The following is a 15,276-nucleotide window of genomic DNA, read 5'->3' on the forward strand; positions in this document are numbered from 1 at the left end:
GGAGAATTACATATCCTCGACCATGGCGCTGTTCTTTGCGCTTATACTTATGGCTATCATACTTCTGCCAAGGGCGAAGCCTTTGGAGATATTCAAGAAAAATCAAAAGGGCGCATGGGTGGTTGTGCTTACAAAGATACCGAATGTGGCAGGTCTGCTTGCGGAGAACGCTGTTATTGCGGTGAGCCTTGCGAGTGCGTCATTTATCCAGCCTATGATACTGTGTTCGCTGTTTGTTATAGCGCTCATAAGAAAAGAGCCTATCACAAAGCTGAGATTTATCGGCAGCGTTATTTGTATGGTGGGCATAATAGGATTTCAAATATGTTAAAAAACAAAACGTCGGACGTTTTCAAATTCGTCCGACGTTTTGTTGTCTGAAAGTTTACAGAAAGAAAGTGAGCGACCAGAGGTCGCCCCAACATTTTGATGTTATGTTTATCTTTCGGTATTGTACATTGCGGCAAACCAGTAATCTTCTTCAAGATAGCTTGTGTCTTTCTTGCCCCATGTAATTTTTATTTTCACAAGACAGCCGTCAATATCCTCTTTTGGAAGCTCCAGCTTTTTGGACTCCTTGGCAAGCACCTTTCCGTCATAGCTGTAGACAGTGTAAAGCACATCACCGAGCCTGTCCCCTGTGACTTCTACGGACATAGGGGTTTTAAGGGTAACATTGCCGTCCTTATCTACATCTGCCTTTATATTAAATGACGGTACAGAGGAGAGCAGAGTGTCAAAGCTTTCGTCAGCGGAAAGGCTCTCTCTCTTGCCGTTGCAGTATCGTGTCTTTTCAGTGCCGGGAAGCTCATATTTGCTTCCGTCACAGGTCAGCACAACTGAACCTTTCTCCACCTTTGGAGTTATATTTATCACAAGGGCGCAAGCCAAAAAGATAACGGCGGTAAGCAGACCTACAAGTATTTTCCTTTTCATTATTATCACCAATGCTATTATAGCACCTTTTGGAATAATAATCAAGGGCAGTGTTTTAGTCTTTGAGCTTTATCTCACGTTTTATCCTGCCCATTATCACAATGGCGGCGACAGTGCCTACAAGCTCGCCGAACGGAACGGCTGCCCATACTATCTTGCCTGCTGAGGAGGTAAGGGTGAGAAGATAAGCCGCGGGGAGAGGGATAACTAAAAGTCTGATAAGGGAAAGCACAAGGGAAGCTATGCCATGGTCGAGCGCCTGAAAAATTCCCTGATAGGCTATGTTTGCACCTGCAAAAAGATAGCCTAAAGTGATTATCCTTATGGCGTAGGTGGCGAATATCTCCGTATCTGCTGACAGTGAGAATACATGGCATATCTGAGAAGCAAAAAGCTGCAAGCCTATAATGCCAAGGAGCATGAGTCCCAACGTGTAGAGCATACCGTATTTTATGCCTGAACGAACTCTTGTTTTGTCCCCTTTGCCGTAGTTGTATGATACAACCGGAATGATAGTATTGTTCATGCCGAATGACGCAAAGAATACGAACTGCTGTATTTTATAATAGATACCATAGGCTGTTACGGCGGATTGACCTATCCTGTTGAGTATGACATTAAGACCGTAGGTCATGACGGACATAAGAGCCTGTATTATTATGGCAGGAACGCCTATTCTATAAATGTTTGTTATCATTTTGCGCTGGGGTATAAAATACCTCATGCCGCTTGGTATCTCTTTGTTGCACACAAAATGAAGCACGCCGCCTATGACCATTGTGAGTACCTGACCGATGACAGTGGCATATGCGGCACCTTTTACTCCAAGCTCTGGGAAAGGGCCAAGCCCGAAAATCAAAACAGGGTCAAGGACGATGTTGGCTATTGCGCCTACAAGCTGAGCAATGGTGGAATGGATAGTTTTGCCTGTCGCCTGCAAAAGCTTTTCAAATATCATTGAACCTACTGCACCGAATGACAACACACAGCATATGCCTAGATATTCGCCCCCAAGCTTTAGAGCAAGACTATCATGGGTCTGTGTTTTCAAAAATGCGTCAGTGCCGAAAAATCCGAACAGCATGAACACGATGTAGGTGCAAAGACCTATGAAAATGGCGTTGCCTGCTATTTTGCCTGCACGCTCAAAATTCTTTTCTCCAAGGCTTCTGGAGAGCAAGGCATTTATTCCAACGCCTGTGCCTACGCCTACAGCGATTATCAAAAGCTGGACAGGGTATGCAAGGGTTAGGGCGTTTACGGCATATTCGCCTATGTGCTCAACTGTATCATCTGTTATCCTGCTTACGAAATAGCTGTCAACGATATTGTAAAAAGCCTGAACTATCATTGAAATTATCATAGGCAGACCCATGCTCAGCATGAGTTTCGGCATGGGCATAACGCCCATCTTGTTTTCTTTCAGAGCTTCTTCGCTCATATTTCATTACCTCCCGTTTTTTGCGCATAAAAAAACAGCACAAGTCCGAATACAATCGGACTTACGCTGTCGCTGCTCATTGTTATAATTATTATACCATACATTTTTTCATATGTCCAAGGACTTTTTATACAAAAGTCAGGCTTCAAAGACTCACTTTTTTGATGATATGAAGCGTTGCAAATGTACAATAAAATATATAAAAAACTATTGACAAAATCAAAAATATAGGTTATAATAACCTCATAGTAAAAGAGAGTAGCTGGCGGAGAGATCCGTTTATGTTTGCGTCAATACGTTCCGATGAGGGACCGCTGCATATCTAAACGGCGAGACTTTTATTGATTAAATTGCCACAGGCGCAGTTTACCCAATAAACGTCTTGCCGATTTTTTATGCGTTTATTTTACTGAGCCTATGAGAAAAGGAGGCTTTGAAGGGTATATCGGCAGCGACTACAGGAAAAAATAAAAAAGGTGGTATTTTATGAAGCAGTATCAGAAAAAACTTGACCAGCTTTACACTGAGTTTTCATCAGGTGAAAATGGTCTTTCAACCGAACAGGCAGTGAAAAACTGTGAAAAGTTCGGACGAAATGTTATCACGGAGGGCAAGAAAAAATCCATTCCAATGATATTTTTAGAGCAGTATAAGGACTTTCTTGTGCTTATACTCATTATTGCTGCGATAGTTTCAGCTTTCATGAAAGATGTTGAGAGCTGTGCAGTAATTCTCGTTGTTATCACAATGAACGCTATTTTGGGTACAGTTCAGACCGTCAAGGCTGAAAAGTCACTGACGAACCTTAAAAAGCTTTCTGCACCGACGGCTAAGGCGTTGCGAAACGGCGAAAAGGTAATTATCCCCTCTGAGGAGATCGCAGTGGGCGACATTCTTCTTATCGAAGCAGGCGACCAGATATGTGCAGACGGCAGGCTGATAGAATGCGCGTCTGTTCAGGTGAACGAGTCTGCGCTCACAGGCGAGAGCGTTAATATCGACAAGGATATGAGCGATATAGAGGGCGAAAAGCCTTTGGCTGAGCGTGCAAATATGGTTTATTCAGGTTCTTTTGTCACATACGGCAGAGGAAAAATGCTTGTCACTGAGGTTGGTATGGACACTGAGGTGGGCAAGATAGCCTCACTTATCCAAAACGCATCAGAGAGAAAAACGCCTCTCCAGAACACGCTTGACGAGTTCGGCAAAAAGCTTTCCATTGCTATACTTATTGTCTGTGCAGTAGTGTTCGGACTTAGTATGCTTCGTGGCGGCCAGCTTATGGATTCGTTCATGTTCGCTATCGCACTTGCTGTTGCGGCTATTCCTGAGGCTCTCAGCTCTATCGTTACTATTGTGCTTTCTTTCGGCACACAGAAAATGTCAAAGGAAAACGCTATCATAAGAAAGCTTCAAGCTGTTGAGGGCTTGGGCAGCGTTTCTGTAATATGCTCTGACAAGACCGGTACTCTTACTCAGAACAAGATGACAGTCAGAAAAATAATGGTAGACGGCAGGATAATCGACACTGACGCTGTTGATCTTGATGATGAAAAGGTCAAGACTATGACAAGAGCCATGATCCTTTGCAACGATTCAAGCTGTAAGGACGGTGTTGAGATAGGCGACCCTACTGAAACGGCTCTTATCAATTTTGGCACAAAGCTTGGTATCGACACTGACAAGGTGAGGGAAGATCTCCCTAGAATTTCTGAGATACCATTTGATTCAGACAGAAAGCTTATGTCAACTCTGCACGTTATCGACGGCGAAAAGGTGCTATATGTAAAGGGTGCGGCTGACGTTCTTATAAACAGGATAACTTCAAGCGACGAGGAAAAGGCTGTTATAACCCAGCGTGTGGCAGAGCTTTCGGAAAAAGGTCTGCGTATACTTGCATTTGCAGAGAAAAAATTCGACAAGGATACCGTATGTCCAGAGGACGAGGATGGATTGGAGTTTGTCGGTCTTATTGCTATGATGGATCCTCCGAGAGAGGAATCAAAGGCGGCTGTTGCCGAATGCCGCAAGGCAGGCATAAAGCCAGTCATGATAACAGGCGACCATATCGTTACGGCTTCGGCTATTGCCCGTGAGATAGGTATTCTTGACGACAACTCAAAGGCTGTCGAGGGTCACGAGCTTGACGCTTATTCAGACGAAGAGCTTGTTGACTTTGTAAAGGACAAGGCTGTTTACGCTCGTGTTACACCTGAGCATAAAATAAGGATCGTAAAGGCTTGGCAGGCAAACGGCTGTATAGTTTCCATGACAGGCGACGGTGTGAACGACGCACCTGCGTTAAAGCAGGCTGATGTGGGCGTTGCAATGGGCATCACAGGAACTGAGGTTTCAAAGGACGCTGCCTCAATGGTGCTTGCAGACGATAACTTTGCAACTATAGTCAAGGCGATAAGAAACGGCAGAAACATTTACGAGAACATTAAAAAGGCTATACTCTTCCTGCTTTCGGGCAACTTTGCGGCAATTCTTGTGGTGCTTTTCAACTCACTGCTTGGACTTCCTGTTCCGTTTGCGGCAATACATTTGCTGTTTATTAATCTGCTTACAGACTCGCTTCCTGCTATCGGTTTGGGTCTTGAACCTCACTCCGAAGAGGTCATGAAACGCAAGCCAAGAAACGCAAACGAATCTATCCTCACACGTCCTTTCCTGGGCGAGATCGCATTGTATGGCGTAGTTATAGCGATAGCAGTAGCTTTGGCTTTCCTTATGGGAAACAAGACAAGCGCAGCTCTTGGTATGACGATGGCATTCGCAGTGCTTTGCTCTGCAAGATTGTTCCACGGATTCTCGTGCAAGAAAAAAGGTCCTGTTATATTCTCAAAGGACTTTTTCAACAACAAGTTCGGTCTTATGGCGTTCGGTCTTGGAATGGTATTTTTAAACTCCGTTCTGCTCGTTCCACAACTCAAGGGACTTTTCAAGATAGCAGACATGACAGGTATGCAGTTTGCATGGATATACATTCTAAGCTTTGGCTCTATGCTCGTTATCCAGCTTATAAAGGCGATATTCTTTACAAAGTCTGAAAAGTAAGGTCAAGAGCATGACACATGGTCAATAAATGGGACGTCTAGGACGCCGTCCCCCTACAATTTGTATAAAAAAACCGCTCTTCGTGATAACACGGGGAGCGGTTTTGTTTTACATATCTTCGCAAGGCAGCCAAATGCCGTCCTCTTTATGAAGTATCCTCTGATTTTCAGATCCTCTGAATTTCAGGGAGATGTTTTTCTTTTCAAGGACGAACTCGCCGTCAACGAGGTAATCGATAAGGCTCAGCATTTCGTCTGTGTACTGCGTTCTGTATGGGGACTTTGAGCCTGCAAGCAGGTCAGTTTCAAGGGTACAGCCTGTGTAGCACCACACGTCCTTGTCGGGAAGTTCGGTTTTCACACGGCGGAGGAGTTTTGTAAGCTCAGGCTGGTTCTCAGGCTCCATAGGCTCGCCACCAAGGAGCGTAAGTCCTTTTATATAGCCCCTTGAGAGGGCGTTAAGTATCTCGTCTGCGGTGGTATCTGTGAAAGGCTTGCCGTAGTCAAAGTTCCAAGTGTCAGGCTGAAAACAGCCCTTGCAGTGGTGTCTGCAGCCTGATACGAACAGCGTGACCCTCACTCCTGAGCCATTGGCGATATCGGTTTTCTTTATCTCACAATAATTCATTTTCCGCTCCTTTCATACATACAACGCAGGGCAATACGATTTTGTATTGCCCCGATAGTTATATGCTGTTTGCTGTTTTATGTCAATAATAATGTTCATTATTTTCGGATTTTGCAGTTTTGAGTTTTTGAGTTTTCCTTGCTATAATGTTCATTTTTTTGACGAGTTTTGATTTTTAAACTTTTGAGTTTTAACGGCTATAATGTTCACTTTTTTTGAAAATCGAATTGTAATTTTACATGGGTTTTCAAAGAAATCACAAATGCAAAACTCTTTCCTTTATCTCCTGAGTCCTGCCCTGATTCCAGAACTGCGTGCCGATGTAGCCGCAGGTGCGCCTTGCAACGTTCAGAGTGTTCTGATCTCTGTTGCCGCAGTTCGGACACTCCCATACAAGCTTGCCGTCATCTTCTACTATCTTTATCTCACCGTCAAAACCGCACTTCTGACAGTAGTCGCTCTTTGTGTTAAGCTCTGCATACATGATGTTGTCGTAAATATGCTGCATAACTGCAAGAACAGCCTCTATGTTGTTCTGCATATTTGGCACTTCCACATAGCTGATAGCTCCTCCTGGTGAGAGAGCCTGGAACTGTGACTCAAAGGTGAGCTTGTCAAATGCGTCGATGTTCTCGGTAACATGGATATGATAGCTGTTTGTGATGTAGTTTCTGTCTGTTACACCCTCGATAACACCAAAACGCTTCTGCAAACATCTTGCAAATTTGTATGTTGTGGACTCCAATGGCGTGCCGTAAAGGCTGAAATCTATGTTTGTTTCTGCTCTCCACTTTGCGCAGGCGTCATTAAGGTGCTGCATAACTTCAAGTGCAAAAGGCGTTGCTGAAGGGTCTGTGTGTGACTTGCCCGTCATGTATCTTACGCATTCGCAAAGACCTGCATAGCCAAGTGATATGGTGGAATATCCGCCGAACAGGAGCTTGTCGATTGTTTCGCCCTTTTTAAGTCTTGCCAATGCACCGTTCTGCCAAAGGATAGGCGCAACGTCTGACGGAGTGCCTTTAAGTCTTTCGTGACGGAGCATAAGCGCACGTCTGCAAAGCTCAAGTCTTTCATCAAATATCTTCCAGAACTTATCCATATCCTTATATGACGAGCAGGCAACGTCCACAAGGTTTATTGTAACAACGCCCTGATTGAATCTGCCATAATATTTAGGCTTGCCGTTTTCATCAAGATATGTTGTAAGGAAGCTTCTGCAGCCCATGCAAGGGTAGCACTGACCATTGCCATTCTTGTCTACCTTAAGCTCCTTCATTTTCTTTTCGCTTATATAGTCAGGAACCATTCTCTTTGCGGTACACTTTGCAGCAAGCTTTGTAAGCTCCCAGTATTTTGAGCCCTCTCTTATGTTATCCTCTTCAAGGACATATATGAGTTTCGGGAACGCAGGTGTTATATAGACGCCCTTTTCGTTCTTTACGCCTTGGATACGCTGTCTGAGCATTTCCTCTATGATAGCCGCAAGGTCATCTCTTGTCTGCCCCTCCGGCACCTCGTCAAGGTACATGAAAACAGTAACGAAAGGTGCTTGACCATTTGTTGTCATAAGAGTGATGACCTGATACTGTATCATCTGAACGCCCTGAACTATCTCAGCCTTTACTCTCATTTCGGCTACCTTATTTATAGTATCCTCGTCGGCAGGGATATTAAGCTCTGCGAACTCTTTTTTTACCTCACGGCGGTATTTATCACGGGATATCTGAACGAACGGAGCAAGGTGGGAAAGTGTGATACTCTGTCCGCCATACTGTGAAGAAGCTATCTGAGCGATAGATTGTGTAGCGATATTGCAGGCTGTAGAGAAGCTGTGTGGCTTTTCTATCATGACCTCGCTTATGACAGTGCCGTTCTGGAGCATATCCTCAAGATTTACAAGACAGCAGTTGTGCATATGCTGAGCGAAATAATCAGCGTCGTGGAAATGTATCAGACCTTTTTCGTGAGCTTCGACTATATCGTCAGGAAGCAAAAATCTTCTTGTGATATCCTTGCTCACTTCACCTGCCATATAATCCCTCTGAACTGAATTGACAGTAGGATTTTTATTGGAATTTTCCTGCTTGACTTCCTCGTTCTCGAAGTTAAGAAGAGAAAGTATCTGCTTGTCAGTAGTATTAGCCTGTCTGACGATAGAACGCTCATAGCGGTAAGTGATATAATGCTTTGCCACTGTATACTTGCCGTGGCGCATGATATCGGCTTCCACCCAGTCCTGAATAGTTTCAACGTCCATAGCCCTATTCATTTCAGAGCATTTGTCCTCTATATTCTGTGCTATCTCTCCTATTTCTCCCTCAGAGAGCCTATCCTTTTCCTCCACAGTGATATTAGCTTTTGCAACGGCATTTTCTATCTTTTCCTTATCGAACGTATTCTCAGCGCCGCTTCTTTTTATTATCTTCACCTATACTCTTCCTTTCATTCTATCCTGCTCAACCACTATATATTGTGGTTGACTTCTTTTATTACAACATAATATTGAACATTTACTATTATACCACAATCAGAATATAAGTCAAGGGCATAGAATGATAAATAATCTACAAAAATTCCGGTTAAAAACAGAGCAGTTTGCCGAAAAAGTATTACAAATGATTACAAACACTTGATTTACAAAAAGTGTGAAAAATAATGGCATTTAAAGGGTGGATAAAGGTGTGAAGCTACAAGAAACGATGTGAACATTCTGTAAAATAAGTGGAGAAATTCAATTAACTTGTTGACAAGGGTGCTTGCATATGATATAATATTAGAGTTGAATGCGCCAGTAGCTCAGCTGGATAGAGTGACTGGCTACGAACCAGTAGGTCGGGGGTTCGAGTCCCTTCTGGCGCACCAGCGTATTTACGCACTTTGCGGGCTTGCAGGGTGCGTTTTTTGTTGCCAAGCTTTGCACCGCTCAATAAGCTTTGCTGCCAACTTTGTAATGTAGGGCGAGTCCCTGTACAAAATACGCTTTACTTAGTGTAAGGCGTTTTTTTATTTCTGTCATTGCCAAAGCACTGTCAATGTGGTATAATATGACCATTAGGAGGCATTAACTATGAACACAGAGAAAAAGAAAACCAAGGTAGACCTTGTGACGGGGTTTCTCGGAGCAGGGAAGACTACTTTTATAAAAAAATATGCCCGTTATCTTTTGGATAAGGGCTGTAAAATTGGCGTGTTGGAGAATGATTTCGGTGCAGTGAATGTGGATATGCTTATTTTGCAGGAGCTTTTGGACGAGAATTGCGACCTTGAAATGGTCTCGGCGGCTGATAAGGATTGCCACAGACGGCGTTTTAAGACTAAGCTTATCGCTATGGGTATGCGTGGTCTTGACAGGGTCATTGTGGAGCCGTCAGGTATCTATGAAGCTGACGAGTTCTTTGACGTGCTCAGAGAAGAACCTCTTGATAATTGGTATGAGATAGGAAGCGTTATAACTATTGCAGATGCCTGCCTTGATACCAACTTGTCGGAAGCTTCTGATTATCTTCTTGCTTCTCAGCTTTCGGAAGCAGGCATAGTTCTCATGAGCAGATGTCAGGAAGCCACAAAACAGGAGCTTGAGGATACTCTAAAACACCTTGAAGCTGTGCAGAAAAAGTTCCATTGCCACAGAATGACAAAGCCTGAGATAATAATGAAAGATTGGTCGGAGCTTACAGATGAGGATATGGAAAGGATAGCCAACAGTGGGTATGAGCCTGATTCCCACGAAAAGCTGTGGTTCGACCAAGATAAAGCTTATACCTCTTTGTATTTTATGAATATGAAGCTTCCTGACAATGCTATGGAAGATGCTGTGAGCAGGCTTATGAGCGACAGCAAGTGCGGAAGGATATTCCGTGTAAAAGGCTTTATGCAAAACGCTGAGGGCAAGTGGCTTGAGCTTAACGCCACCCACAAGAACATCACTGTTAAGCCTATAGAGCGAGGTCAGGCGGTGTTTATCGTCATTGGCGAGGGGCTTGACAAAGAGCATATTGACGGTTATTTTGTGCCTGTATAGTGTCAAAATATTGTAAAATAAATGCGGAATGTATTGTATATAAGCTTGGATAGTGATATGATAATTGCAGGTTATAATTACACATTTTAAAGATCGGTGCAAGTGTATCTCATGCTGCAATGTATGGCGTAAAATGCCCGTCACGGCGAGTGACTGTAGGGGAGCGGCGCAATTTCTGCTTTGCAGAAATACGACGTCCCGTTCGGAGAGCGACATGGTTTGTATAATCGCAAATTCATGCAGGCGAGCAAATGCGGGCGAACACTGTTCGCCCCTACAATACATTATGTGGACGTAAAAAGCCTTGCGTAGATAAATATAATCATAAACCAACAGGAGAAATCAATGACATACAAAGAGATAAGAAAAAACAAGGAAATAAAAGCATTTATAAAAAGGGCAGGGATAAATCTTACATCTCTGGGTTTTACAGACCATTCAGAGGTGCATACCACTCTTGTGGCAGACAGAGCCGCCGCAATACTTAAAGAGTTCGGCTATGATGAGCATACCATAGAGCTTGCAAAGATAGCAGGGTATATGCACGATATCGGCAACGCTGTCAATCGTACACACCATGCAGAGTATGGTGCAATACTTGCAAACGATATTCTCAAAGACACTGATATGCCATTGGAAGATAGGGTGACGATAGTTTCCTGCATTGGAAGCCATGACGAATCAACAGGGGGCGCAACAGACCCGGTGTCAGCCGCAGTGATAATAGGTGATAAAACAGACGTGCGAAGAAATCGTGTGTCAAATAAGGATAAGTCCTCTTTTGATATCCATGACAGGGTGAACTATGCGGTAACAGAAGCGAGCTTAAAGATAAATGCTGATAAAAAGGTCATATCCCTTAATTTGCAGATAGACGAAAGTATCTGCACCATGTATGACTATTTTGACATTTTCCTGCAGCGTATGCTTATGTGCAGAGGTGCGGCAGGTGTTCTGGGAGCAAAGTTCAAGCTTACAGCAAATGGAAGCAAAGTATTGTGATTTAACGCACAAACTATGTAGGGGAGCGGCGCAATTTCTGCTTTGCAGAAATACGACGTCCCACTCGGGGCGATATGGTTTGGATTATCCAGAATTTGTGTAGAGCAACATTGTGCGGATAATACAAATGAGATTGCAGACGAAACGTCGAGGGGACGGGCTGTCAAGGGCGCCAGCCCCTACAATAATGTTGTGCGGATATTGAAAATTGTGAAAAAAAGGGACGACCTAAGGTCGCCCCTCATTTTTATTCAGCGGTGCAAATTTGTATCATATCACAATGTATGGCGTAAAATGCCCGTCACGGCGAGTGACTATTTAACCGTCTTTTCAGTATAAGCACCATAATAGTTCACACCATTGTATTTTCTGTATGCCCTTATTCTGAATGTTTTAGTGCCTGACAGATTTTTTGCAGTGTAGCTTTTGCCTGATGTTGTGGTGAGCTTCTTCCAACTGCTTCCTGACTTAACATATATCTCATAACCTGTGGCTTTTGATACCTTGTTCCATGCAAGTGAGATGTTGCTTCCCGAACGCTTTGCCGTTTTGACAGTGACGTTTGCAGGAAGTGTGCAGGTGACAAGTTGTGCAGGCTTGCTGTATTGCATAACATTGTCGCTTACATAATATGCCTTTACTCTGTACGTGTACATAGTGCCTGATGACTTGCCTGAGTTGGTGTAGTATGGATAAGCAGTGTCGCCGAGCTTTTTGTAGCTGTCTGACGTTCCTACCCACTGATAAACGCTGTAGCCAGATACTCCATTCACGCTTTCCCATGTGATAGTATTAGAACTTGATGTGTTCACTGATGAGGAAAGCCCCTTTGGTGTGTTTGCAGGACGAATGGTGATGTCCTTTTCAGTGTAGTCACCGTAGTAGTTTATGTAGTTATAATTTCTTATGGCTCTCACTCTGAAACGATAAGCTGTTTTCTGTGAAAGATCGCTTGCAGTGTAGCTCGTTCCAGAAAGGGTGGAGAGAGTTTTCCATGTTCCGTTTGTGTACATCTCTACCTGATAGCCTGTAGCCTTTGATACCTTGTTCCAGTTGAGTGTTATGGAATCAACGTCAGTGGAGCAAAGGGAGAATGATACGTTTGCAGGAAGAGTGCAGGTGGTAAGCTCAGAGGAATATGCACCCTCGATACGCTGTCCGTCAACAATGTTGAATGCCCTTACCTTGTATCTGTACATCGTGCCTGAGCTTTTCTTTGAGTTTGTGAACTTTGTGGACGTGGTCGTGCCTATGAGCTTGTAGCTGTCGTTAGTACCTATCCACTGATAGATCTCATAGCCTTCCGCTTTTTTGGAAGCGTTCCATGTTATGGTGTTTGATGTAGAAGTGTTTGAAGTGCTTCTTATGCCTGTTACTGTACTTGGTATGTCAGTGACCTCAGCGTTTACATATGTGTAGCCACCATTGTAGTATACGCCACTGTAATTTCTTCTTGCCTTTACCCTGAACTTATTAACGCCGTTCTGTGTGATACCGTTCACCTTGTATGAAAGGCTTGAAGTTGTGCCGACCTGCTTCCATGCACCGTTCACATTATGCTCCACGATGTAGTCGGTCGCCTTTGAAACTTTGTCCCAGCTAATGGTGACAGAAGTTCCCCTTGCAGAAGCGGATATCTTTGAGATGTTCGCAGGAAGAGTGCAGGTGGTGAAAACATCAGAGTAATCCCCGTAAACACGCTTGCCTGAAGCGTCACTGTAGGCTCTCACCATGTATTTGTACATAGTGCCTGTGGACTTATTGGAGTTTGTAAAATATGTATCCTTTGTATCCCCTATTTTTTTCTTGTGAGGGTCGCTAGGGCTTGTTCCCTGATATACCTCATATCCTGTTGCGTCAGGAGCGCCGTTCCAGGCAAATTTGTTGGAGGTGGAGGTGTTTGTCACTGAGATAAGGTCGGACACATAAAGTGGAAGCTTGCCCGAATACCATACGTTCACGTCAGTGTAGGCTGAAATGCCTGAAACAGTACCGCTTCCTGAATATTGCCACATATCCATGCGTTGGTCATAATTGGTGTTGCTTGTGTAGTGAGCCAGCCATATAGGATATTTCTTGCCAAGTCCTGCTCCGTCAATGTAGTAGTTTAGCCATGTGTAGTTTGCATAAACACCTGCGCTGTAGCCCGACTTTATGATAGTGTCGCAAAAAGCTGTGCAAAGAGCGGTCTTTTGAGCCTTTGAAAGCCCTGCGCTGTCAAGTCTGCCAGTGTCATAGTCAACAGACTCGATATCGTAATAAACAGGCATTTGCAGAGAATATCCCTTTATCCTGTCAAGAACGAACTTAGCCTCTGCCTTAGCCTCGGCTGTGGTTATCGCCTGCGTGTAGAAGTATACGCCAACTTTAAGCCCTGCTTTGGTAGCTCCGTCAAGATAGGTCTTGAACTTAGGGTCTTCCACAAGCGTTCCTGCACTGCCATAGCCACGGTAGCCTACTCTTATGATAACAAATTCCACACCGCTGTTTTTGACCTTTTTCCAATCTATGTTGCCCTGATAATAGGAAACGTCAATGCCATAGACCTTTGAAACACCGCTGAATCTGTTTTGATGAGTAAGGCTGTCAGCCCCCCACAGAGCAGACATTGTCATAATGCCGTATGGGTCGTTGTTTTCAAGATATTTATGATACTCAGGGTCGTCCTCAGTGACAGGCTCTAAAAGACCATCAGCCTCCATATTGCCTGTAGCATATTCAGGCTTTGATATCTGGATATCATTTGAAAGCTCACTTGACGCAATGCTTTTCTCTGCCGCATACACGAATGGAACAGACTGAGCCATTATTGCCGCTGACAAAACCACGCCAGTCAGCTTTGGAATAAGTTTCATAATTTCCTCCCGTAGAATTGTAGGCAGAGCTAACATTTTTTCTGCCATTTTACACGATAATTTTTACACACCCTTTATTATAGCCCTTTTTCAGCACGTTGTCAAATTCGCATTTATACAAATAAATACAATTCAGTAATTTTAAAGTTAAATCATTACACTTATTTTGAGATTTATGTAATAATAAGTAAGTAAAGATGTTCATGATACACAAGATTAGGAAAGAAATTTTGTGTATCATGATATGCCTTAAATGGCACTGCAAGGCACAGTTAATGAGAATAATCAGCATTTTAGCTGGCATAATAATGGAGAAAAAAGAAAAGGAGAGCATAAAAAATGGATATATCAAAGCGAAACGCAGTTAGGATAGTGTCTTTCACAGTGGCTGTCGTGGGTGTGCTTGCGGTGAGAAATATACAACTTATGAGCAGCGAAAAAAGGGCGTTGCGTAGTGTGAGCTACACCTATTCAAGAGCCATGGGCGACCTGTGCGACGCAGTAGAGAACGTGAGCGACACTCTTGAAAAGGAACTTTATGCAGGCTCAGGGAAAATGCACCAGTCACTTGCGGTGAAGCTTTACAGAGAAGCGTCCTCGGCAAAGGCGGCTCTGTCACAGCTTCCCATAGAAGAGCTGCAGCTTGAAAACACCTACAAATTTCTCTCACAGGTAGGAAACTACTCCATGGCAGTGAGCGAGAGGCTCATGAACGGCGAGGAGATAACAGACGAGGAGTATGAGAACATATCCTCGCTCTATGACTTTTCCAAAGAACTTTCCGAGGATATGTGGGAGCTTGAAAGCTCAGTGAACAGCGGTGAGATAGCACTCACCCAAACAGGCTCACAGCAGAGCGATCCGCCCACAGTGACAGAGGGCTTCTCAGACTTTGAGGGAAGCTTTGAAAGCTATCCAAGCCTTATTTATGACGGCCCATTCTCAGACAATATCATGGAGCGTACCCCACGCATGACATCTGAGGCAGAGAACGTTTCACAGACCAAAGCCCTTGAACGCTGTTCCCTGGGGCTTAACATGAACTCCACAGTGTTCACAGATATCTCAGAGGTAGAGGGCAAAATGCCATGCTGGAGATTTTCAAACGAGGATAAGACGGTGGCTTGCGAGGTGACAAAGCAGGGTGGATATATCTCATATTTCCTCAAAAGCCGTATCAGCGAAAGCACAGAGCTTACAAACGAGCAGGGAGTAAAGGCAGCAGAGGATTTTCTCGATGACCTCGGCATACTGTCCATGAAAACCACCTACTATGAGAATATCGACAACGTTCTCACAGTGAATTTCGCCTACAACGACCTTGACGTGTG

Annotated in this window: 9 protein-coding genes, 1 tRNA gene and 1 pseudogene; 6 read left to right on the forward strand and 5 right to left on the reverse strand. The window is 44.0% G+C overall.

What is annotated here, in order from left to right:
- Nucleotides 1–331: pseudogene (locus QVO88_RS06000) on the forward strand (hypothetical protein); the annotation flags it as partial.
- A gap of 107 nt (nucleotides 332–438) precedes the next feature.
- Here QVO88_RS06000 and QVO88_RS06005 read toward each other — a convergent pair.
- On the reverse strand, nucleotides 439–936 hold the full coding sequence (locus QVO88_RS06005; RefSeq protein ID WP_022287602.1) for a hypothetical protein: 498 nt from the start codon (nucleotides 934–936) through the stop codon (nucleotides 439–441).
- 55 nt (nucleotides 937–991) lie between these two features.
- Nucleotides 992–2,377 (reverse strand): MATE family efflux transporter, encoded by a 1,386-nt coding sequence (locus QVO88_RS06010; protein WP_022287603.1) that lies wholly within the window; start codon nucleotides 2,375–2,377, stop codon nucleotides 992–994.
- A gap of 486 nt (nucleotides 2,378–2,863) precedes the next feature.
- Here QVO88_RS06010 and QVO88_RS06015 point away from each other — a divergent pair, with 486 nt between their 5' ends.
- Entirely contained in the window at nucleotides 2,864–5,437 is a 2,574-nt protein-coding gene (locus QVO88_RS06015) for a cation-translocating P-type ATPase (RefSeq protein WP_022287604.1), read from the forward strand.
- A 108-nt stretch (nucleotides 5,438–5,545) separates the two neighbouring features.
- Here the strand turns inward: QVO88_RS06015 and nrdG are convergent, their stop codons facing one another.
- Both nrdG and nrdD read right to left on the reverse strand, forming a co-directional pair.
- Nucleotides 5,546–6,064, reverse strand: a complete 519-nt coding sequence (gene nrdG / locus QVO88_RS06020) for an anaerobic ribonucleoside-triphosphate reductase activating protein (RefSeq protein WP_022287605.1) — start codon at nucleotides 6,062–6,064, stop codon at nucleotides 5,546–5,548.
- Between the two features lie 256 nt (nucleotides 6,065–6,320).
- A complete protein-coding gene (gene nrdD, locus QVO88_RS06025; RefSeq protein WP_022287606.1) occupies nucleotides 6,321–8,495 on the reverse strand; it encodes an anaerobic ribonucleoside-triphosphate reductase in 2,175 nt (724 codons plus the stop codon).
- A gap of 357 nt (nucleotides 8,496–8,852) precedes the next feature.
- Here nrdD and QVO88_RS06030 point away from each other — a divergent pair.
- The 3 genes from QVO88_RS06030 (at nucleotide 8,853) to QVO88_RS06040 (ending at nucleotide 11,090) form a co-directional block, all read left to right on the forward strand.
- A tRNA-Arg gene (locus tag QVO88_RS06030) sits at nucleotides 8,853–8,929 on the forward strand.
- Between the two features lie 205 nt (nucleotides 8,930–9,134).
- Nucleotides 9,135–10,088, forward strand: coding sequence for a GTP-binding protein (locus QVO88_RS06035; RefSeq protein WP_022287607.1), 954 nt, complete (start codon nucleotides 9,135–9,137; stop codon nucleotides 10,086–10,088).
- A 345-nt stretch (nucleotides 10,089–10,433) separates the two neighbouring features.
- Entirely contained in the window at nucleotides 10,434–11,090 is a 657-nt protein-coding gene (locus QVO88_RS06040) for an HD domain-containing protein (RefSeq protein WP_022287608.1), read from the forward strand.
- 314 nt (nucleotides 11,091–11,404) lie between these two features.
- Here QVO88_RS06040 and QVO88_RS06045 read toward each other — a convergent pair whose 3' ends face one another.
- On the reverse strand, nucleotides 11,405–13,945 hold the full coding sequence (locus QVO88_RS06045) for a GH25 family lysozyme (RefSeq protein WP_022287609.1): 2,541 nt from the start codon (nucleotides 13,943–13,945) through the stop codon (nucleotides 11,405–11,407).
- Nucleotides 13,946–14,284: 339 nt separating this feature from the next.
- On the opposite strand from QVO88_RS06045, the gene QVO88_RS06050 reads away from it, so the two are divergent.
- On the forward strand, nucleotides 14,285–15,276 hold a 992-nt coding region (locus QVO88_RS06050), incomplete at its 3' end, for a PepSY1/2 domain-containing protein (protein ID WP_288177822.1).

The organism is Ruminococcus sp. CAG:57 (assembly GCF_000435935.1).
In the GTDB taxonomy this organism is placed as follows: domain Bacteria; phylum Bacillota; class Clostridia; order Oscillospirales; family Ruminococcaceae; genus Hominimerdicola; species Hominimerdicola aceti.